At 61.2% G+C, this 19,077-nt stretch carries 18 protein-coding genes; 7 read left to right on the top strand and 11 right to left on the bottom strand.

Annotation, left to right across the window (positions count from 1 at the left end; translation table 11 throughout):
• Nucleotides 1–142 precede the first annotated feature (142 nt).
• The 5 genes from K290_RS0109550 (at nucleotide 143) to K290_RS0109515 (ending at nucleotide 5,685) form a co-directional block, all read left to right on the top strand.
• The gene (locus K290_RS0109550) at nucleotides 143–1,327 is read left to right on the top strand and encodes a benzoate/H(+) symporter BenE family transporter (protein WP_028751708.1); all 1,185 of its coding nucleotides are present in this window, start codon (nucleotides 143–145) and stop codon (nucleotides 1,325–1,327) included.
• A 329-nt stretch (nucleotides 1,328–1,656) separates the two neighbouring features.
• Entirely contained in the window at nucleotides 1,657–3,369 is a 1,713-nt protein-coding gene (gene leuA / locus K290_RS0109540; protein ID WP_028751707.1) for a 2-isopropylmalate synthase, read from the top strand.
• 302 nt (nucleotides 3,370–3,671) lie between these two features.
• Nucleotides 3,672–4,388 (top strand): nitroreductase, encoded by a 717-nt coding sequence (locus tag K290_RS33945; protein ID WP_051263977.1) that lies wholly within the window; start codon nucleotides 3,672–3,674, stop codon nucleotides 4,386–4,388.
• A 101-nt stretch (nucleotides 4,389–4,489) separates the two neighbouring features.
• Entirely contained in the window at nucleotides 4,490–4,894 is a 405-nt protein-coding gene (locus K290_RS0109530) for a cupin domain-containing protein (protein WP_028751706.1), read from the top strand.
• Between the two features lie 386 nt (nucleotides 4,895–5,280).
• A complete protein-coding gene (locus K290_RS0109515; RefSeq protein WP_028751704.1) occupies nucleotides 5,281–5,685 on the top strand; it encodes a hypothetical protein in 405 nt (134 codons plus the stop codon).
• A 47-nt stretch (nucleotides 5,686–5,732) separates the two neighbouring features.
• Here K290_RS0109515 and K290_RS0109510 read toward each other — a convergent pair whose 3' ends face one another.
• The 5 genes from K290_RS0109510 to K290_RS0109490 form a co-directional block, all read right to left on the bottom strand.
• Complete coding sequence (locus K290_RS0109510) at nucleotides 5,733–5,936, bottom strand: hypothetical protein (RefSeq protein ID WP_028751703.1); 204 nt, start codon at nucleotides 5,934–5,936, stop codon at nucleotides 5,733–5,735.
• A gap of 114 nt (nucleotides 5,937–6,050) precedes the next feature.
• On the bottom strand, nucleotides 6,051–6,869 hold the full coding sequence (locus tag K290_RS0109505) for an anti-sigma factor family protein (RefSeq protein ID WP_081670267.1): 819 nt from the start codon (nucleotides 6,867–6,869) through the stop codon (nucleotides 6,051–6,053).
• A gap of 20 nt (nucleotides 6,870–6,889) precedes the next feature.
• A complete protein-coding gene (locus tag K290_RS0109500; protein ID WP_028751701.1) occupies nucleotides 6,890–7,405 on the bottom strand; it encodes an RNA polymerase sigma factor in 516 nt (171 codons plus the stop codon).
• A 211-nt stretch (nucleotides 7,406–7,616) separates the two neighbouring features.
• Nucleotides 7,617–8,183 (bottom strand): tetratricopeptide repeat protein, encoded by a 567-nt coding sequence (locus K290_RS0109495; protein ID WP_081670252.1) that lies wholly within the window; start codon nucleotides 8,181–8,183, stop codon nucleotides 7,617–7,619.
• 95 nt (nucleotides 8,184–8,278) lie between these two features.
• Nucleotides 8,279–9,184 carry a metallophosphoesterase family protein gene (locus K290_RS0109490; protein WP_028751699.1) on the bottom strand — a complete coding sequence of 302 codons (906 nt, stop codon included), beginning with the start codon at nucleotides 9,182–9,184 and terminating at the stop codon, nucleotides 8,279–8,281.
• 80 nt (nucleotides 9,185–9,264) lie between these two features.
• Between K290_RS0109490 and K290_RS0109485 the strand changes: the two genes are divergently transcribed.
• The gene (locus K290_RS0109485) at nucleotides 9,265–9,756 is read left to right on the top strand and encodes an NUDIX domain-containing protein (RefSeq protein ID WP_028751698.1); all 492 of its coding nucleotides are present in this window, start codon (nucleotides 9,265–9,267) and stop codon (nucleotides 9,754–9,756) included.
• A gap of 10 nt (nucleotides 9,757–9,766) precedes the next feature.
• Here the strand turns inward: K290_RS0109485 and K290_RS0109480 are convergent, their stop codons facing one another.
• Nucleotides 9,767–10,756, bottom strand: coding sequence for a glutathione S-transferase family protein (locus K290_RS0109480; protein WP_028751697.1), 990 nt, complete (start codon nucleotides 10,754–10,756; stop codon nucleotides 9,767–9,769).
• A 321-nt stretch (nucleotides 10,757–11,077) separates the two neighbouring features.
• On the opposite strand from K290_RS0109480, the gene K290_RS0109475 reads away from it, so the two are divergent.
• The gene (locus K290_RS0109475; protein WP_028751696.1) at nucleotides 11,078–11,650 is read left to right on the top strand and encodes a GNAT family N-acetyltransferase; all 573 of its coding nucleotides are present in this window, start codon (nucleotides 11,078–11,080) and stop codon (nucleotides 11,648–11,650) included.
• A gap of 84 nt (nucleotides 11,651–11,734) precedes the next feature.
• On the opposite strand, the gene K290_RS0109470 is transcribed toward K290_RS0109475, so the two are convergent.
• From K290_RS0109470 to K290_RS0109450, 5 genes are read right to left on the bottom strand one after another with little or no spacing between them, the layout of a single operon-like run.
• Entirely contained in the window at nucleotides 11,735–12,160 is a 426-nt protein-coding gene (locus tag K290_RS0109470; protein WP_028751695.1) for a GNAT family N-acetyltransferase, read from the bottom strand.
• Between the two features lie 6 nt (nucleotides 12,161–12,166).
• Complete coding sequence (locus tag K290_RS0109465) at nucleotides 12,167–14,239, bottom strand: membrane protein (RefSeq protein ID WP_028751694.1); 2,073 nt, start codon at nucleotides 14,237–14,239, stop codon at nucleotides 12,167–12,169.
• A 1-nt stretch (nucleotide 14,240) separates the two neighbouring features.
• Nucleotides 14,241–17,066: a DUF4159 domain-containing protein gene (locus tag K290_RS0109460; RefSeq protein WP_028751693.1), complete on the bottom strand. Its 2,826-nt coding sequence runs from the start codon at nucleotides 17,064–17,066 to the stop codon at nucleotides 14,241–14,243.
• Nucleotides 17,063–17,983, bottom strand: a complete 921-nt coding sequence (locus K290_RS0109455; protein WP_028751692.1) for a DUF58 domain-containing protein — start codon at nucleotides 17,981–17,983, stop codon at nucleotides 17,063–17,065. Before K290_RS0109455 ends, K290_RS0109460 begins: the two co-directional genes overlap by 4 nt.
• Nucleotides 17,984–18,010: 27 nt before the next feature.
• Nucleotides 18,011–19,024 carry an AAA family ATPase gene (locus tag K290_RS0109450; RefSeq protein WP_028751691.1) on the bottom strand — a complete coding sequence of 338 codons (1,014 nt, stop codon included), beginning with the start codon at nucleotides 19,022–19,024 and terminating at the stop codon, nucleotides 18,011–18,013.
• Nucleotides 19,025–19,077: the final 53 nt, after the last annotated feature.

Here is a 19,077-nt window from a genome sequence, read left to right as displayed (position 1 = left end):
ATCCCCGTCCGGGCTCTTTTGCCAATCGAGTAACGCTCGCCGACTCGGATTGTCTGATCTTGGCGAAACTGCACTTGCACGACCACCGCTTGTGATGCTCCATGCGCTTTCCATCGCATCCACGAGTCTCCAAGCCGCCGCCATGCTCAAAGATTTCTCCGTTCAAAGCCTCTTCATGGGCTGCCTTACCGCCTTTGTCGGCTTTGCCAGTTCCTTCGCGGTCGTGCTGCATGGGCTCCAGGCGGTCGGTGCTACCGACGCGCAGGCTGCATCCGGGTTGACGGCGTTGTCGATTGCAATGGGGCTCTGCGCCATCATCCTCAGCGCAGCGACGAAGCTGCCCATCAGCATTGCCTGGTCGACGCCAGGAGCGGCACTTCTGGCCAGTGCCGGCGCCATCGAAGGCGGCTTTCCGGTGGCGGTCGGTGCGTTTCTCGTCTGTGCGGTGCTGATCGTGATTGCCGGCCTGTTCCGGCCGCTCGGGCGAGCCGTCGCCGCTATCCCGTCGGCGCTGGCGAATGCCATGCTTGCCGGCGTGCTGCTCGGGCTTTGCTTTGCGCCGGTCAAGGCGATCGGCTTCAACCCGTGGCTCGGCCTGCCGATCATCATCGCCTGGATCGTCGTCGGCGCGTTCAAGCGGCTCTGGGCCGTGCCGGCGGCGCTTGCCGCTTTTGCGCTGGTGCTAGCGCTTGGCGTGAAGGTGCCCGATGGGGCGCTGGCATCGCTGCAGCATTCGTTGCTGCCGAGCGTCGAACTGATCAAACCGGTCTTCACCGTCGCCGGCTTCGTCTCCATCGCGCTGCCGCTCTTCATCGTCACCATGGCATCGCAGAATATTCCGGGCATCGCGGTGCTGAAGGTTCATCACTATGATCCGAAGCCTGGTCCGCTCTTTGCGGTCACCGCCGTGTTTTCGCTGTTCAGTGCGCCCTTCGGCGGCCATGCCGTCAATCTTGCGGCGATCACCGCCGCCATGTGCGCGGGACAGGACGCCCATGCCGACCCGAAGCGGCGCTATTGGGCGGCGATCATTGCCGGGGTCGTTTACATCATCCTTGGGCTGCTCGCCGGCGCGGTCACTGCCTTCGTGGCGCTGGCGCCGCCGATCCTGATCGAGGCCGTCGCCGGCCTGGCGCTGGTCGGCGCACTGTCCAACTCGGCCATGAACGCTTTTCAAAAGGCGGAATCGCGTGAGGCGGCTGCGATCACCTTCCTCGTTACGGCATCGGGCGTCTCCTTCGGCGGGATTTCAGGCGCCTTCTGGGGACTGATCGCCGGCGGATTGATGATGGCGCTGTCGCGCATGGTGCAACTGCTGAAGAACTGAGCTGGGGGTTGCTTCTTTTTTGCCGCCCGGCTATAAGCGCGGCCATGAAGACGACTGGCGCGAAGATTTCCGAACAGATTGCACGTGGGCGCGTTGCCCTGCGTGACAATACGCGCGCCCTGACTTCGCTTCTTCTTCTCGGCCTTACGCGCGGTTGCCGGGTCCTTTGAGGAGCGCTCGGCGGCCGTAGAGCCCGCCCGGCCATCGCTCCTCGCGACATATCCCCAAAATCGACAGGATACCCCGTAGCGGGTCCGTATTTGTCATCGCCAAGCCGCACACGATCGGTTAAGACGCGGGGCAAATGACGGGAAAGGAAGAGACGAAACATGGACGCGAACAGCCATTCCCCCAAAGGCATGCCCGAGGCAGCGGTGAAATACCGCGCTTACCCGCAGATCAATATTCCCGACCGAACCTGGCCTTCGAAAACCATCACCAAGGCGCCGATCTGGTGTTCCGTCGATCTGCGCGATGGCAACCAGGCGCTAGTCGATCCCATGGGCCACGACCGCAAGGCCCGTATGTTTCATTTGCTGCTGGAAATGGGTTTCAAGGAAATCGAGATCGGTTTCCCGTCGGCATCGCAGACCGATTTTGATTTCGCCCGCTGGTGCATCGAGCACGGCAATGTGCCTGCCGATGTCTCGCTGCAGGTTCTGGTGCAGTGCCGCCCCGAGCTGATCACCCGTACCTTCGAGGCATTGGAAGGCGCCAACAGGCCGATCGTGCATTTCTACAATTCCACCAGCGAATTGCAGCGCCGCGTGGTGTTTGCCAAGGATGTGAAGGGGATCAAGGAGATTGCCGTCGATGCGGCCAAGATGATCACCGACATGGCGGCCAAGGCAGGTGGTGGCTATCGCTTCGAATATTCGCCGGAAAGCTTCACCGGCACCGAGCTAGACGTGGCGCTGGAAATCTGCAACGCCGTCATCGAGGTGGTAAAGCCGACGCCGGACAACAAGCTGATCATCAACCTGCCCTCTACCGTCGAAATGGCGACGCCGAACATCTATGCCGACCAGATCGAATGGATGTGCCGCAATCTCGACAACCGCGAAAACCTCATCATCTCGCTGCATCCGCACAATGACCGCGGCACCGGTATCGCCGCTGCCGAACTGGCTTTGATGGCCGGCGCCGACCGTGTCGAAGGCACGCTGTTCGGCAATGGCGAGCGCACCGGCAATGTCGATGTCGTCACTATGGCGCTGAACATGTTCACGCAGGGCGTCGATCCCGAGCTGGATTGCTCCAATATCGAGCGCATGAAGGAAGTCTTCGAATATTCCAACCAGATGGCGATCGGCGAGCGTCACCCCTATGTCGGCGAATTGGTCTACACCGCCTTTTCCGGTTCGCATCAGGATGCGATCAACAAGGGCATGAAGGCAGCGAAGGTCGCCAACCATCCGGTTTGGGAAGTGCCATATCTGCCGATCGATCCGCAGGATGTCGGCCGCACCTACGAGGCGATCATCCGGATCAACTCGCAGTCGGGCAAAGGCGGCATCGCCTATATCATGCAGCAGGATTACGGGCTCAACCTGCCACGCAATCTCCAGGTGGAGTATCGCGAGGAGATCCAGCGCATCACCGACGAAGAGGGCAAGGAGCTGCCGTCGAAGCGCATCTACGAGCACTTCATTGAGCGTTACGTAACGCAGTCCGACGCGCGCATCCGCTTCGTCGATCACCACACCTTCGCCGATCCTGAGAACAAGGGGCAGCGGATCGTCGCAGCCGAGATTACCGACAATGGTGAGGTGAAGCGTATCGAAGGCCGCGGCAACGGCCCGATCGACGGCTTCATCAACGCTCTCTCGATCTATCTCGACATTCCGATGTCCGTCGAGGACTACTCCGAGCATTCGCTTCAGCACGGCTCGAATGCCTCGGCGATCTCCTATGTCGAGACCTCCTATCCCGGGGGCAAGCTCTTCGGCGCTGGGATCAACACCAACATCGTCGCTGCCTCTCTCGAGGCGATCGTTTCGGCGGCGAACCGGGTGCTCGATATCCAAGCCCAAAAGGGCTGAATTTCAGCCGTTATGGCCGAGTGAAGACAAAATCCCCTCGATACCGTCGGGGGGATTTTTTGCTTTATGGTTCAGCGAACTGGTTGTCGCAAGTGCCGGGTGGCCCGCTCCAACCCCGCACGCCCGAAACTGGCCAGTGAATACGAAATAGCCACCGCGTCGGTATGACTTCGTCTATCCATCAGTATGACGTCGTCAAACCCAATGTAGTGCGCAGATAAACACAGCGCAGAATAGGCCGGCTTCTCTCGAATTGGTACCTGTTGGTTGCTGGAGACCTAGCAACTAAAAGGTGAACGATCATGGACGTGTATGAGGCGGTCAAGAGTCGACGGGCGGTGCGCAAGTTTACCGATCAGGCTATCCCGAAGGAAGTGCTGGAGCGCGTGCTGTCCGCCGCGGCCTGGTCGCCGTCCGGATCAAACATCCAGCCGTGGAACACCTACGTCGTGACCGGCGCTCCGCTGGCGGAGCTAAAGAGGCGCGCGGGCAAACGTGTGGTCGCACACGGCCCCTGGGACGAGCGGGAGTATGAAATGTATCCGCGCGAACTGAAGACCCCCTACCGCGAGCGCCGATCCGCCTTCGGCCATGAGCGCTACAGCGCACTCGGCATTGCCGACGGTGACTGGGAGGCAGCTCAGAGAGCAGCTTCCGCGAATTGGGATTGCTTCGGCGCACCCGCCGCCTTGTTCTGCTACATCGACCGCGACCTGGGTTTGCCCCAATGGGCCGACGTCGGCATGTATCTTCAGACCATTATGCTGCTGCTGCGCGGCGAGGGGTTGCACAGTTGCACCCAAATGGCGTGGTCAGTGTACCGCAAGACCGTCGCGGAGATCCTGTCACCGCGCGAAGGGCTCATCCTGTTCTGCGGCATGTCGATCGGGCACGAGGACGTCAAGGAGCCTTACATCCACACGGGCCGGGCGTCGCTCAATGAGACCGTCACGTTCGTCGACTCGATTTCGCAACCTTTAGCGCAACCTGCGCACGACGATGCATTGCTGGGTGTATGAAACGATACCCCACTTCGCGAAGGCTTTTGCCCGAAGCATTCGGTATCGAAACGAAATTCTGCCAACGCATCTACGGTTCAACAACCAAGGGGATTACGACAATGAATTCAATTTTTCTAAGGCTATTCGTGGCGGCTGCCGTTTGCCTCACTGGCACTTTGGCGGTTGCCGCGGAAAACACTGCACACGTCACATCGCTCATGCAAAAAGATCTGCCAAATTATCCTGGTAAGGAGGGGGTGATGATATCGGTCGAGTATGGGCCAGGAGGTTCCGATCCCATTCACAAACATGATGCAAATGCATTCGTCTATGTTCTGGAAGGCTCCATCGTCATGCAAGTCAAGGGACAAAAAGAAGTCACCTTGTCGCCAGGAGAGACATTCTACGAAGGTCCTTCCGACATTCACGTGGTCAGCCGCAATGCAAGCAAGACCAAACCGGCCAAATTTATCGTTGTGCTTCTGAAGAGCAAGGATGCGCCGGTTGTCATGCCCGTGAAGTGATATCGGGTAACCACGGAGACCCGATGCTGCCTTATTTTGCCGTAGCGTGAGGCGACCATTATGATGGTCGCCTTCGTATTTTGGGGTGCCGGTCGGACGCCGCGGCATGTCGAACGGCTGTCCGGCACGGTCGCCGATTAGACATCGTCGCCGATGAAACCGCCGGATTGGCGCACCCACAATGCGGCGTAGATGCCGTTTGCGCGAGCAGATCGCCATGAGTACCGCGAGGCAGCGATCAGACCAAAACCATCGAACGGCGCGCGTTTACGGATAAGCGCGAAACTCGTGACGCCATTCGACCCGCTATTGTCCAATAAGTTGAATTTCCCGGCGGCTGATCGACGTGATATTTTAAATGACCGCAATCCTATTGGGGGACTGTCATGCCACGCATCGCCAATCTGTATTTCAAGACAGCAATCATCTTTCTGATCGTCGGAATTGGAATAGGCCTGAAAATGGCGATCACCGAGGATCACAGTGTCATCGGCGCCCATGCGCATGCCAATCTCCTCGGTTGGGTGACTATGGCGCTTTTCGGCGGTTACCATGCGCTGAACCCGCAAAAGGCGGAAAGGCGGCTGGCGATGATCCAGTATTACATCTACACTGCCGGCGTCGCAGTCCTGGTGCCGGCATTATATCTGATGCTTCTCGGCAATATGGCAATGGAACCGATCGTTGCGGCAGCATCGATCGTGACTTTCATCGGCGTTCTGCTGTTCGCCTTCATCATCTTTTCAAGTGAGCAGGCCACCGCAACGATTTCGCCGGCGCCGTCTCGCTGATCCGGCACAAGAGACGGCGGGGACATCAATACCGCCATCTCCTGCCGTCAGGATTTCTGCGCGGAAAGTTCCTCGCGCCGTTTCAATAGGCGTTCGAGCTCTTCTTCCTGTTCGGCGATGCGCTCCGATGCGAGCTCCTCGTCTGCAGCGCCGGAGTATGCGGCCGCCTGTTCGATCAACTCGCGAAGATTTTCTCTTATTCCCGCAATGCGCTCGTCAATTTCCGGAATGGTCAGCAGAATGTCGGACATGGTCAATCTCCAGGAAATGGCCCCCGTCGCTTGATGCCACCGGGTACGATTGGATTGGCAGACCAATAGTACCCTCGGCTGATTGAAAGCCGCAAGCAGGGCCGGCAGGCCAACTCAAATTTCCGACGATACCCTGTTGGCGATCTCGTCGAGCATCGCGTCGGAGGAGGGGCCGACGACGGCATAGGCCGTGCCGTTGCGGTGCCAGGAGACGATGCTCACATCATCCCTGATGGTCTCGTCGAAATTGCCGTCGTCGGCAACGCCTTCATCCTTCATGAAACAGATGGCGACGACATCGCCGTCGATGTCTTTGTAGATTAGTTGGCCGACCGGTTTGCCATTGGCGATGAGCATGCGTGCGCCCTGTAAGACCAATCCATCGACGGCGAGATCCGGAACGTTGAATTTCACACCGACGGTCCCCTTCAACCAGTTGATGATCTCGTCGGCCTCAGTCGCCTGTACTTCGACGACATGGCGGGGCTGATGCGCATAGATGCGGTGATAGGCAGCGATATCGTCCAGCCATGTACGGCTCGGTGCCGGCGAAGCCGGGGTGGCAGCCGGCGCGCTGGATGGCTGCATGCCGAAGAGATAACCGATGCCGCCGCCTACCACGAAGAGAATGAGGGCGGCCGCGAGTGCCTGGCGGCCCGTCGGAGCAAGCTTCAGGGATGGTCGGGAAAGGCGAGGGGCAGGCTCGCGCGCCTTCGGAGCCTGCGCACTTTTGATGGAGCGCACCAGCGCCAGCGGCACCGGCTCCTTCAGCACATCGTCGAAAGCTTTGCGGCCGACATCGGAGCCATGCTTCAGCTCATTGAAAATTCGCCGCGCTTCGGGATCGGAGGCGATGAGCCGCTCCAGCTCCTCTTTCTCTTCGCGGCTCGTCTCGCCGTCCATAAAGGCGGACAAACGAGTTTCGAGCGGCATTTTCTTCATATCCTGCAATGCTAAAACCTTCGCGGCGAGCGGTTGTGACCTTGGGTGGCGAGGCGAAGGCGGGCGCCGGAAAGCCGGGACGCGACCGTCGCCAAGGAAATGCCAAGAATATCGGCCGTCTGCTTGTAGCTGTGCCCTTCGACATCGACGAGCAGGAAGACACTGGCAAGTCCTTCGGGCAAAGATGTGACCATTTGATGCGCTTCGCTGGCTTCGACCGGATTGCCGCGCATGCCGGGCGTTGTCAGTTCGCCCTGTTCCAGCGCGCTGCCTTTGGCAGCAGGCCGCAGCCGATGGCGCCGGGCCTCATCCACCCAGTGATGGCGGGCCATGGTGTAGAGCCAGCTTTCGAGGCGACCGTCATTGTTCCACAGATGAAATTTCGCAATGCCGCGCTGGCAAACGCTCTGCACAAGCTCGTCCGCGTCAGTCGAATCGCCCGCCAGTGTCAAGGCGAAACGCCGGAGCTTCGGAAGAAGGCCGACCAGATCTCGTCTGATGTCGATGGCTGCTACCGGCGTAGGCATTGTCTTTCCACAGGAGTGTTGAGGGTTGTCGAGCTGCGGTCGCCCTCCGGCAAAAGGCGGCTTTCCTTTCGGAAAAAGCTAACTGGGCCGAAGGATCTTTCTGTCCTGGTATGAACCATTTTTGTGCCGTTTCGCAAGTCATCAAAAAGCGGTTGTGCGCTTCATCTCCACTTCTCACACGATCTTGAGGAATGGGGTCTACGCGCCTCTTTCAATACCTGATTTGACCATTCAGCGATTGCAGCAGCGAGCGATAGGCCCAAGTATTTTCGCCGCCGCGATCACGGATTTCAACGAGCTGTACACGCGCCGCCTGGACATCGCCCTGTTCGAGCAGCGCCTGGCCCATGTAGGAGCGCGCGAGGATATAGTTCTCGTCGCGCTGGAGGGCTTTGCGATAATAAGTCATGCCAAGCTGCATGCGTCCGGCTTTGCGGTTGGAATAGCCGAGATAGTTGAGAATGCGGGGATCGTCCTGGTTCTTGGCAAGCTTCAAGACGGTGATGGCATTGTCATATTGGCCGGCATAGGCGAACTCGCGCGCCGCCTGGAAAAGCTGATCGTCGTTGAAACCGCTTTTCTGCGGTTTTACGCATTCTTTTTTATCCTTGTCCCAGACCTTGCCGTCGGTGCATTTGGTTATGGTTTTGGTCTTCGGCGGTGGTGCCGTCTCGTCGTTCTCGGAGCCGGCGGCGAGAGCCTGCAGGCTGGCGCCAAATAGAAATCCGACCGCAAGCGCGGTCACGGCCGAACTCTTCATCACTACACCAAAACCCATTCCATCCTCCCGAAATCCGATAGGAGAATTGTAGCCCCGGATATTGGAAAACGCCACCGAAACGACGGGCCGCTTTCATAAAATGCCGGAGATTATCAAACCAGGATATCGACGCCTTGGTCCTCTACATCGTCACCCCGTGCGTTTACGCTGAAGCGCTCGGCCTTGAGCTCCCAGGCGCCGGGATTGCCGTCAATGGTAAACAGATTGTAGGCGGCGGGTGGCTTCAGGCCGCCGGGACCTTGCGAGGCCGATGCAATGCCGATGACGGGCACCGGGCCGGTCTGCCCCCTCAGCCAATGCAGCGTGTTGAGATGTGTATGGCCGTGCAGGACCAGTTCGGCACCGCCTGTCGAGACGACGGCGGCGAAGCGGCGGATGCCGATCATGCGCTTATAGAAGCTGGTAGCGCCGCGGATCGGCGGGTGGTGGATCATCACCACGCGAAAGAGCCCGGCCGCGCCGGCGGCACGCAGCATATTCACCGTCTCGCGCGCCTGCCGGGCCGAATAGAAGCCGCTGGCTGCAAAGGGAGGCGTTGCCACCGCCGTCGAGCAGCCGATCAGCGCGACGCGGTCGCGAATGCGCAGATAGGGGAAAATGCGCCGGTCTTCCGGCCATTCAGCCGGCGCATGGTCGCCCTGGACATAGGGATACCAGGCGCGCATGGCCTTCTCGTAGGAGCCGGGCACATAGGCATCATGGTTGCCGGGCACGACGGAGGTGAAGGCAGGGTCGCCGAGCGTCTTCAGCCATTCCGCGGCGGTGCGGATTTCGATGCCGCTGGCGAGATTGACGAGATCGCCGGTCACGGCAAGATGATCGGCTTGTTTCGACTTGATGTCGTCGAGCAGAAGATCGAGCGTCCCGCCAAAAAGATGCTTGCGCCGGTTTCGGTGCCAGTTCACAAATCCGGTAATGCGTTTGGAGGCGAGTTCTCTGATCGAAAGCCGTGGCAAGGGGCCTAGGTGAACGTCGGAAATATGCGCGAGCTTGAACATGAGATGAGACATAGCTCAGTCTATTGTCAAAACAAATACATCGGTTTTTCAATGATGGATCGTAACGGCGGAGCGGCCGCATGAACGACAGCACTGCTCCCGACGAAGCCCGCGGCTGGCGGGCAAAGCTGTTCGGCCGGATGCTGCACAGCTATTTCGTGCTCACCCGCAGCATGACAATGGGCGTCAGGGCGGCCTGTTTCGATAAGGAAGGGCGGATTTTCCTGGTACGGCATTCCTATGTCGCCGGCTGGCATATGCCGGGCGGCGGTGTCGAGCGTCACGAGACTGTGGAGCAGGCGCTGGCCAAGGAATTGCGGGAGGAGGGAAATCTGGTGATATCCGGCCGGCCGCAGATCTTCCACGTCTACTTCAACAACCGCACCAGCAAGCGCGATCACGTCGTCTTCTACCGTGTAGAGGTCGAACAGATGGCGCCACGCAAGCCGGATCTCGAAATTGTGGAAAGCGGCTTCTTTCCGCTCGACGCCCTGCCGCCCGGAACGACCAAGGCAACCTACCGGCGGCTGAAGGAGCTGGAGGGCGACATGCCGCCCTCGAATTACTGGTAGGCCTGCCGCCTTAAGCCGCCTTCGCCAGCCGCTCCCGGCCATGCGGGCGGCCGAAATCAAGGTCGGGACCCACGGGGACGATGCCGGTGGGATTGATCGTCTTGTGGCTGCGATAATAGTGATTTTTGATGTGCACGAGATTGGTCGTCTCGGCGACGCCCGGGACCTGGTAGAGGTCTCGGAAATATCCGGGCAGATTGCGGTAATCTTCGATGCGGCGGACGTTGCATTTGAAATGGCCGACATAGACGGCGTCGAAGCGGGCCAGCGTGGTGAACAGCCGCCAGTCGGCCTCGGTCAGCCGGTCACCGAAGAGATAGCGGCTTCCTTCCAGGCGCTTGTCCAGCATGTCGAGGGTTTCGAAGAGGCGGCGGACATTTTGCTCGTAAGCTTGCTGCGTGGTGGCGAAGCCCGATTTATAGACACCATTGTTGACCGTGTCATAGACGATCTCGTTCAGCGCATCGATGTCGCCGCGCAGGTCCATCGGATAAAAATCGTCCTTCGAGCCCGTCAGGCCGTCGAAGGCGCTGTTGAACATCCGGATGATCTCAGCGGATTCGTTGTTGACGATCGTGCCGGTCTGCTTGTCCCAGAGGACGGGAACGGTGACGCGGCCGGAATAATGCAGATCGGCCTTGACGTAGACTTCCCAGAGCGCCTTCGCGCCGAAGAGGTGATCGACAGTACCGCCGTCTCTGCCTTTGAACTCCCAGCCGTTTTCCAGCATCAGCGGATCGACGACCGAAACGGAGATCAGGCTTTCGAGCTTCTTCAGCTTGCGGAAGATCAGGGTGCGATGCGCCCATGGGCAGGCAAGCGAGACATAGAGATGATAGCGACCCCCTTCGGCCTTGAAACCGCCCGCACCGCTCGGCCCGGGCGCGCCATCGGCGGTGACCCAGTTGCGAAACTGCGACGCTGCGCGCTTGAAATGACCCTTGGTGTCCTTGGTGTCGTACCAGATGTCGTGCCAGGCGCCATCGACCAACATGCCCATTGCTCTTTCCTCTCGGAGATTCTGTCGAAGAACTTGATCGGGAAAATACGGCATGCCCGTGGAATTTCGAGACGGCAAACGATGAACAGTGCGTTACAGGCATGATCGCGAAAAAGTGCGAGGCGGTTTTCGGACAAGATAACCGGCCACTCGCATTTTGCATTGGACGGGCTGGGCATTTCCTGCTATCGGGCTTGTCACACTTTGAGGACCACTTGCCATGGAAGCAATCAGAAGCCTGCGACGACGCCGATGATCCCGAACGCTCGACAAGCGTTTTCGAGAACCATCCCCGTATGTCTATCTGGTTTCTTTGGTCTAATGCACAAGCACGAACTGGTCTACCTCACTGAGGACGCGTCGCATGACGCCGTCATCGAACTCATCAACGAAGAAGCATTCGGTCCCGGCCGGTTCACCCGCGCCGCAGCGCGGATTCGCGAGCAGGGGCCGCATGACCGCTTGCTCTCCTTCATCTGCGCCGATGACGGCGAGACGATCGCCTCAGTCCGGATGACGCCGGTGCTGGCGGGTTCCGTCAAGGGGCATCTGCTGGGACCGCTCGCCGTCCGGCCTTCGCACAAGAACCAAGGTATCGGCCGCGAGCTCGTGCGGATCGCCGTCGAAGCCGCCAAGCGCAGAGGTTCGGAAGCGGTGATCCTGGTGGGCGATCCGCCCTATTATGGCCCGCTCGGTTTCGAGAAGGTCGCCCATAACGCGCTCGCCTTTCCCGGGCCTGTCGACCCCAACAGGGTGCTCGTTGTCCCGATCGCCACCGATACGCATGCGCGGCTGAAGGGCACGATCGTCTGGCGTGACGCGGATATTCCGGCTGCTGTCGCCGATGAGGAGAATGACGACGACGATCTGCCGCTGAGGGCAATCGCGGGCTAACGCCGCGATTTCCACAAGCCAACTGTCGCTTGCCGGCTCCATTGCGCGCGGGCTTCTGTAAATGAAGCCTATCGCCCGTTTCCGTCAGCGGGGCGATAGTCTTTTCTGCAGAAAATAGCGGCTGCGGCCGATGGGAAAGTCCGGCAGCTCGCCGAAGACGACATAGCCCTGCCGTTGATAGGCGCGCAGCGCCTGCGGATTGAAGGTGTCGATCCAGGCGCCTTGGCAGCCACGCGCGATCGCTTCCTTCTCTGCCGCTTCCAAAAGCTTTCCCGCCATGCCTTGGCCGCGCAGCGTTTCCGGTACGAACAGCCATGCCGTGAATAGCCAGCCCCAGGCCGTGTAGCCCGATATGCCGCCTATGGTCTTGCCGCTTTCGTCGCGGATCAGAACGGCCAGCGAGCGGCGCCTCGAAGGGCCGACATCGGCCGCATTGAAGGTCGTCAATCCTTCGCCGATCGCCGCGAGTTCGCTTTCTGACGGGGCATCGGTCACTTCAAGTTGCGGCATCATATTTTACCGTCCTTCGCGCCACCACATAGCGGAGAAGGCGAAGAGGAGGGCTGCAAGACCGGCAAAGCCCGCAAAGAGGGGCAGGGTGTTGACGCCCTTCAGGACGGTTTCGTCGGTCATGCGGATGGTCAGGCGTTGGTTGTCGGCGATGCGAACCGCGCCGCGTACCGGCAAAATCGGGGGGACGGTGACGCCGCCGCCGGAGCTGGCAACACGGATGACAAGGCCCTTGGTCTTGTCTGCCAAGGGCTTCAGCGTTTCCGTGGTCGAGATCATCGCCTTGAATTCCGGTGCATCGACGGCGCCGACATGCACCAGCGTCGAGAGATTGCCGCTGGTGATCTGGTAGAGGCCGATTTCGTTCATGTGCTTCTGGGCCTGATAGAGACCGGGCTGCGTCTGTTTCAACTGCATCGACTCAGTCCTGCCGGAGGGTGCTTTTACGGTGGCAGGGCCGGGATCGTCGCCGATCGTCTGGCGAGTGACTTCCAGCGTACGCCCGGCGGCGCGTGCCGTCAGAGCCTCTTCTTCCAGAGCCGGTTCTTTCAAGAGCCAATGGGCGATGCGGCGATAGAGCGACACATGCGGTCCGCCGCCTTCGTAGCCGCGCGCCCAGAGCCACCCTTCATCGGAGAGCAGCATGGCGACGCGGCCCTGGCCGACGCGGTTCAGAACCAGCAGCGGGTGGTTATCGGCGCCAACCATCACAGTCTGGCCCTGCGGCTTCTCGACGTCGACGCTGCGGAACCAGCGCCCCCAATGCGGCGGCTCGGTGTCCGACCCATCGAGGCCGCGCGTAACCGGGTGCTTGCGGCCCTGTTCAGACAAGCGCGGATAAAAGGGCTTCTCGATCATCTGGCCGGTCGGCTCGGCCGGGAGCACGGAGGACAGCGGCGTCAGGGCGATCGAATTGCCGGCCGCATGTTCGGGACCGGCAGCCACCAGCAAAGCGCCGCCGTTTTCGACATATTGGGCCATGTAATCATAATAGATCGTCGGCAGGACATTGGGGCGGTCCTGGTAACGGTCGAAAATGATCAGGTCGAAAGAAGTGATCTTGTCGACGAAAAGTTCACGCGTCGGGAAAGCAATCAGCGACAACTCGTTGATCGGCGTACCATCCTGCTTATCCGGCGGGCGCAGGATTGTGAAATGGACGAGGTCGACGGAGGCGTCCGACTTCAAGAGATTGCGCCAGGCGCGCTCGCCGGCATGCGGTTCGCCGGAGACGAGCAGCACACGCATGTTCTGGCGGATGCCCTCGATCAGTTGGACAGTGCGGTTGTTGATGGGCGTCACTTCGCCGGGCACTTCGGCGACGGCGAATTCAAGCACGTTGTTACCGGCGCGCGGCACCTTGAAGCTGAAGGGCGTGTCCTGGCCGGGCGTCGCCTGCAGCGTGGCGATCTCGTCGCCGTTCATCCTGACGGTAACGGCCGCAGTGCTGCCGGGGCTCTTGCCGTCGTCGACGACACGCAGCACGAGCTGCTGCTCGTCATTGACGATGCCGAAGCGAGGCGCGCGCACCACCTCGATGCGCCGATCGAACTCGTCCGGCTTGCCGGTGATCAGCCCGTGGATCGGCGCATCGAAGCCGAGGGCCTGATTGACGCTCGGAATATCGTGGATCTGACCGTCGGTCAGGAAGATCGCACCGCCGACACGAGCGGGTGGTACGTCGGCGGTCGCCGAGGACAGCGCTGCGAAGAGTCGTGTCGAAGGCGACTCGGATTCAGCGGGCTCGCGCACTTCGACGATACGAGGTTCGATCCGCGGGAATTGCGCCAGCCGGTCCTTCAGTGCCGCCAGAGCCTCATCGGTCATCTTGACGCGCTCCGGCGTCTCCTGGCTCGGACTGCGGTCCACGATGAGGGGCACGATGGTGGAGAGCTGGTCACGGTCCTCCTGCATGAGCATGGGATTGGCAAGGGCAGCCAGCAGGGCGAATGCCGCCAGCGTGCGGATCCAACTGCCGCGCATGCCTCGGTAGATCCCGAGCGCGGCAATGCCAAGCGTCAGCACCGCAAGCGCGGCCAGAACGGGCCAGGGCAGGAAAGGGGCGAAACCAATATTCATCTTACTGCCCCAACCGTTCCAGAATGTCCGGGATGTGAACCTGATCGGACTTATAGTTGCCGGTCAGCATGTACATCATGATGTTGACCCCGGTGCGGTAGGCATATTCGCGCTGTGTCTCATCCGGCGGCACGGTCGGCAGCAGCGGAGAGCCGTTGTCGTCCGTTGCCCAGGCGCCGGCGAAGTCGTTGCCGGTGATCATGATTGGCGTCACCCCATCCGAGGAGGAGACGGCATGACCGTCTGCGCGCGTATCCTGCCGCGCCTCGATCCAGAGCGGACTGTCGGCATAGCGGCCAGGAAAGCTGGATAGCAGGTAGAAGGATTTGGTGAGCACATGGCCGGCGGGCACCGGTTCCAGCGCCGGGATGTCGAGGTTGGCGAGGATCGTTTGCAGCCGCTGGCCGTTCGGGCTGGGCGTGGTGTTGTCGCCCATCGTGTCTATGGCATCGCGCGTGTCGAAAAGCACGGTACCGCCATTGCGCATATAGGCGTCGATACGGTTGATGGCATCGTTGGACGGCATCGGCGCGGTGGCGGAAATCGGCCAATAGATGATGGGATAGAAGGCAAGCTCGTCCTTGGCGAGGTCGACGCCCACAGGCGGTCCCGGCTCCAAAGTCGTGCGATAGGTAAGAAAATCGGAGAGTCCGGCAAGTCCACGCTCGGAAGTATGATCGACTTCGGATTCGCCGGTGACGACGTAGGCAAGGTGCGTTTTATCGAGCCGCGAGTAAATGGTGTCGTCGCCGGGTTTGGAATCGTCGGCCCAAGTGCTTGTCGGATGCAGGAACGCGGCAACCGATATTGCGAGCAGCAGCACGGCGGCTCCGCCGGCGATCGTCTTCGTCGATCTGCGAAGACGCGGGAAGGCGCCGTTCATGATGAGCACGATGAGGCTATCTGCCAGAAGTACTAGGAAGGCGATGGTGAAGAGGATCGGCTTGGCCGACCAGGCCTCACCACCGATCAGACCCTCACGCGCCACCGATACGCTGGAGCCGGAGATATCCAGCGGCTTGAGTTCCGCGTCATTGGGCAGCACGTTGAGTGCGGTAAAGCCATCCTCCGAGCCGTAGAGGCCTGGCGGGTTGTCGAAATTGGCCGCGATTGCACCTTTGTTGTTCGGATCCAGGGGGCGGGCATTGCCGGTCTCGCTGGTCAGCACACCCTTGGCAGTGAGCAGACGGAATGGCGGCAGCGCTTCGCTGGTCTTCGGGGCGCTGTCGGTCGAGGTGACGCCGCCGGAGCGCGAAAGCTGCACGATACGGCGCAGCATCTCGACGAAATCGCCGGAGATCGGCAGATCGGACCATTCGGGTTCGGCACTGACATGGAAGAGGACGATGCGACCTGCCTGCATCTGCTTTTCGGTCACCAGCGGCGTTCCGTCGGCAAGGCTTGCCCAGGTGCGTTCGGCAAGATCGGGCGTCGGCTCGGCCAGGACCTGCCGCTTGATGAGGACATTGGTTGGCTTCGGCATGCCGGCAAAGGGGCCGAAGGAGGGGAAGTCGGCAAGCGGTTGTGGCTCGGCCCAGGAAAGGGCGCCGCCGAAGGTGCGCGCGCCCTGGCGCAAGGTCACCGGCACCAGCGGATCGTCGGCGGGAGCGGCTGCGAGGCGTGGTCCGGCGAAGCGCACCAGCGTGCCGCCGTTCTGGATCCATCGCTGCAGCGGCGCGTAGCTTTCCTGCGGCAGGCGGCCGACATCGGCCATGATGATGACCGAAGGATTGCCGGCGAGCAGCTCGGGGATCGATTTTGCCAGATCGGCGCTGTTCGGCTGGATCAGATCGGCATAGGGCTGCAGCGCGCGCTGGATGTAATAGAGCGGCGACAGGATCGGCTGGAATTCGTCGGCCGCCTGTCCGGACAGCAGCGCCACGCGACGACGCTTGAAACCGTCGTCGAGCAGATGCACGGCACCGGCGCTCGCATGGCGGTCGATGCTGATGCGGGCGAAATCATTGCGCATTTCGAAGGGGGCGGCGATGGTGCCGGTCGCGACCGTCTGGCCGCCAGCGAAATTCAACGAGCCAGCCGCGATCGGCCGTCCCTGATTGTCCAGTGCGCTGAGCCCCAGCCGGAGCGGGCTGCTGCCGTTCAGTCGCGTCGCCGTCACGGTCATGTTGTCGGCGGCGTTGGTGGCGCCGGTGATTGCAAGCACGTCGCTGCCATCACTTTCGATCAGTCGCAATTCGCTGGGCGCAAGGGCGGCAAGCTGGTTGACAATATCGTCTTTGTCCCTGCTTTCGGCGCCGTCGGACAGGAAGGCGATCGTGCCCGGCTTGGTGCCGTTCAAAGCAGCCTTGATGGCCTGGGAGGCGCGCTGACGATCCGGCACCAGCGGCCTTGCAGTCGCCGCATGCAGCTTGTCACGGGCGGCGGCAGCGGCGCCCGGCGTGGTGTCGTTGCTCCGATCTGCGGTGAAGGCGATGGAGACGGGAATGCCTTTGGCATCGGCGTCATCGATCAACGCATCGGCCGTCTGCACACGGCGATCCCAATCGGCGGCGCTCGCCCAGCTATTGTCGATGAGCAGCACCAACGGCCCGCTGCTCGCCAGCGTATTGGTGCGCGGATTGAACATCGGATTGGCAATGGCAAGGATGACCAGCGTGGCAAGCACCATACGCAGCAGCGTCAACCACCACGGACTGCGCGCTGGCGTTTCCTCACGCTTCAGGATCGTTGCCAGGATGCGGAGCGGCGGAAACACTTCCGCTCTCGGATGCGGCGGCGTCAGGCGCAGCAGCCACCAGATCGCCGGAAGCAGGATCAACGCGCCGAGGATGGCCGGAGAGGCGAAAGCGAAGGAGAGCGCGCTCATGGCTGCCCCCCAAGCGTCGCTTTGGCCGGCATGCCGGAGAGATACATATGCACGGCGACCAGCGCTTCCGATGTCAGCCGGTCGGTGCGGTGGCTGACAAAGGTCCAGCCGAGATGGCGCAGCGACTGGCCGAGATTTTCGCGGCGGGCGAGATAGGCGCGCTGGTAATCTTCCCGCAGGTTTTCCGCGCGGCCCGCCACCAGCTTCGCGCCGTTTTCCGGATCGGTGAATTCGGTGCGGCCGGCATAGGGGAAGATCTCTTCAGCCGGGTCTGCGACCTCGACCACGTGACCGCGCAATCCGCGGCGGGCCAACGGTCCGATCCGGCTCATGACGCTGTCTGCGTCGTCCAGAAAATCGCCGATCAGCACGATATCGCTCCAGCCACGGATCATGCTGGTCTGCGGCAGGCCGCCTTCGAGCGGCGTGTGCATCAGGGCGGCCGCCAGCCGCTCGGCGGCGTTGCGGGCGGAGATCGGTTCCATGATGCCGGGGCAGCCGATCCGTTCGCCGGAACGGGCGAGGATTTCGGCGAGCGCCAGCATCAGCACCAACGCACGGCCCTCCTTGGAGACGTGGCCGTAGGTCGATTTGTACATCATCGACGGCGACATGTCGGCCCAGAGCCAGATGGTATGGGCTGCTTCCCACTCGTGATCGCGGATATAGGTATGATCGTCGCGGGCCGAGCGGCGCCAGTCGATGCGAGACAGGCTCTCACCCTCGGCATAGGGGCGGAACTGCCAGAAATTTTCGCCGATGCCGCGCTTGCGCCGCCCATGCCAGCCGGCAATCACGGTGTTGGCGATGCGCTTGGCTTCGACAAGGCAATCCGGCACGAGGGCAGCACGGCTGCGGGCTCGGGAGAGGGCATCATTGCCTGGGGTCGGGCTGACGATCTGTCCGATGGATGCCACGCGCTATACTCTCCTCGACACCCTGGGTTACGATCTCGACCGCTTGATCAGCCCTGCAATCACGTCTCGCACCGACATGCCTTCCGCACGGGCCGCAAAGGTGAGCGCCATGCGATGTTCCAGCACCGGTTCGGCCAGGGCATGCACGTCGTCGAGCGAGGGCGCAAGGCGGCCTTCATAAAGCGCACGGGCGCGGGCGCAGAGCATCATCGCCTGGCCGGCGCGGGGGCCGGGGCCCCAGGCGACATGCTTGTCGGTCGCCTCATTGCCTTGGCCGGGACGCGCCGAACGCACCAGCGACAGGATGGCGTCGACGACACCATCGCTGACCGGCATCTGGCGGATCAACTTCTGAATTTCCATCAGTCGCGCGGCATCGATCACGGCATGCGGCGTTGCTTCGCCGAGGCCTGTGGTTTCAAGCAGAATCTTACGCTCGTCGGCAAGCTCCGGATAACCGACGTCGACCTGCAGTAGGAACCGGTCGAGCTGCGCCTCCGGCAGAGGATAGGTGCCTTCCTGTTCCAGCGGATTTTGGGTTGCGAGAACGTGGAACGGTGCAGGCAGATCGTAGCGCTGCCCGGCGATGGTGACGTGATATTCCTGCATCGACTGCAGCAGCGCCGATTGCGTGCGCGGCGAAGCGCGGTTGATCTCGTCGGCCATCAGCAATTGCGCGAAGACCGGCCCCTTGACGAAGCGGAAGGAGCGGCGGCCGGTCTCATCCTGGTCCATGACTTCCGAGCCGAGAATGTCCGAGGGCATGAGATCCGGCGTAAACTGGACGCGGTTGGCGGCAAGGCCGAGAACGGCGCCGAGCGTGGTCACCAGTTTGGTTTTGGCAAGGCCCGGTACACCGACGAGCAGCGCATGGCCGCCGGCCAGCACGGCAAGAAGCGTGTTCTCCACGACGCTTTCCTGGCCGAAGATGACCTTGGAGACTTCGGCGCGGATGGAGGCGATATCCTTCAACGCCTGTTCGGCGGATGCGATGATCGCCTGGTCGTCGAGACTCGTTTCGGTCGATTTGATCATGCCCATTTGCGTCTCCAACGGCAAAAAACGGTACGCGCGATTCGCAGACCTTACACATT

Origin of the sequence: Rhizobium leucaenae USDA 9039, from assembly GCF_000426285.1 — a bacterium.
Taxonomy (GTDB): domain Bacteria; phylum Pseudomonadota; class Alphaproteobacteria; order Rhizobiales; family Rhizobiaceae; genus Rhizobium; species Rhizobium leucaenae.
Note: the sequence above shows the minus strand (reverse complement) of the source record. Positions and strands in the feature narration are given on the sequence as shown.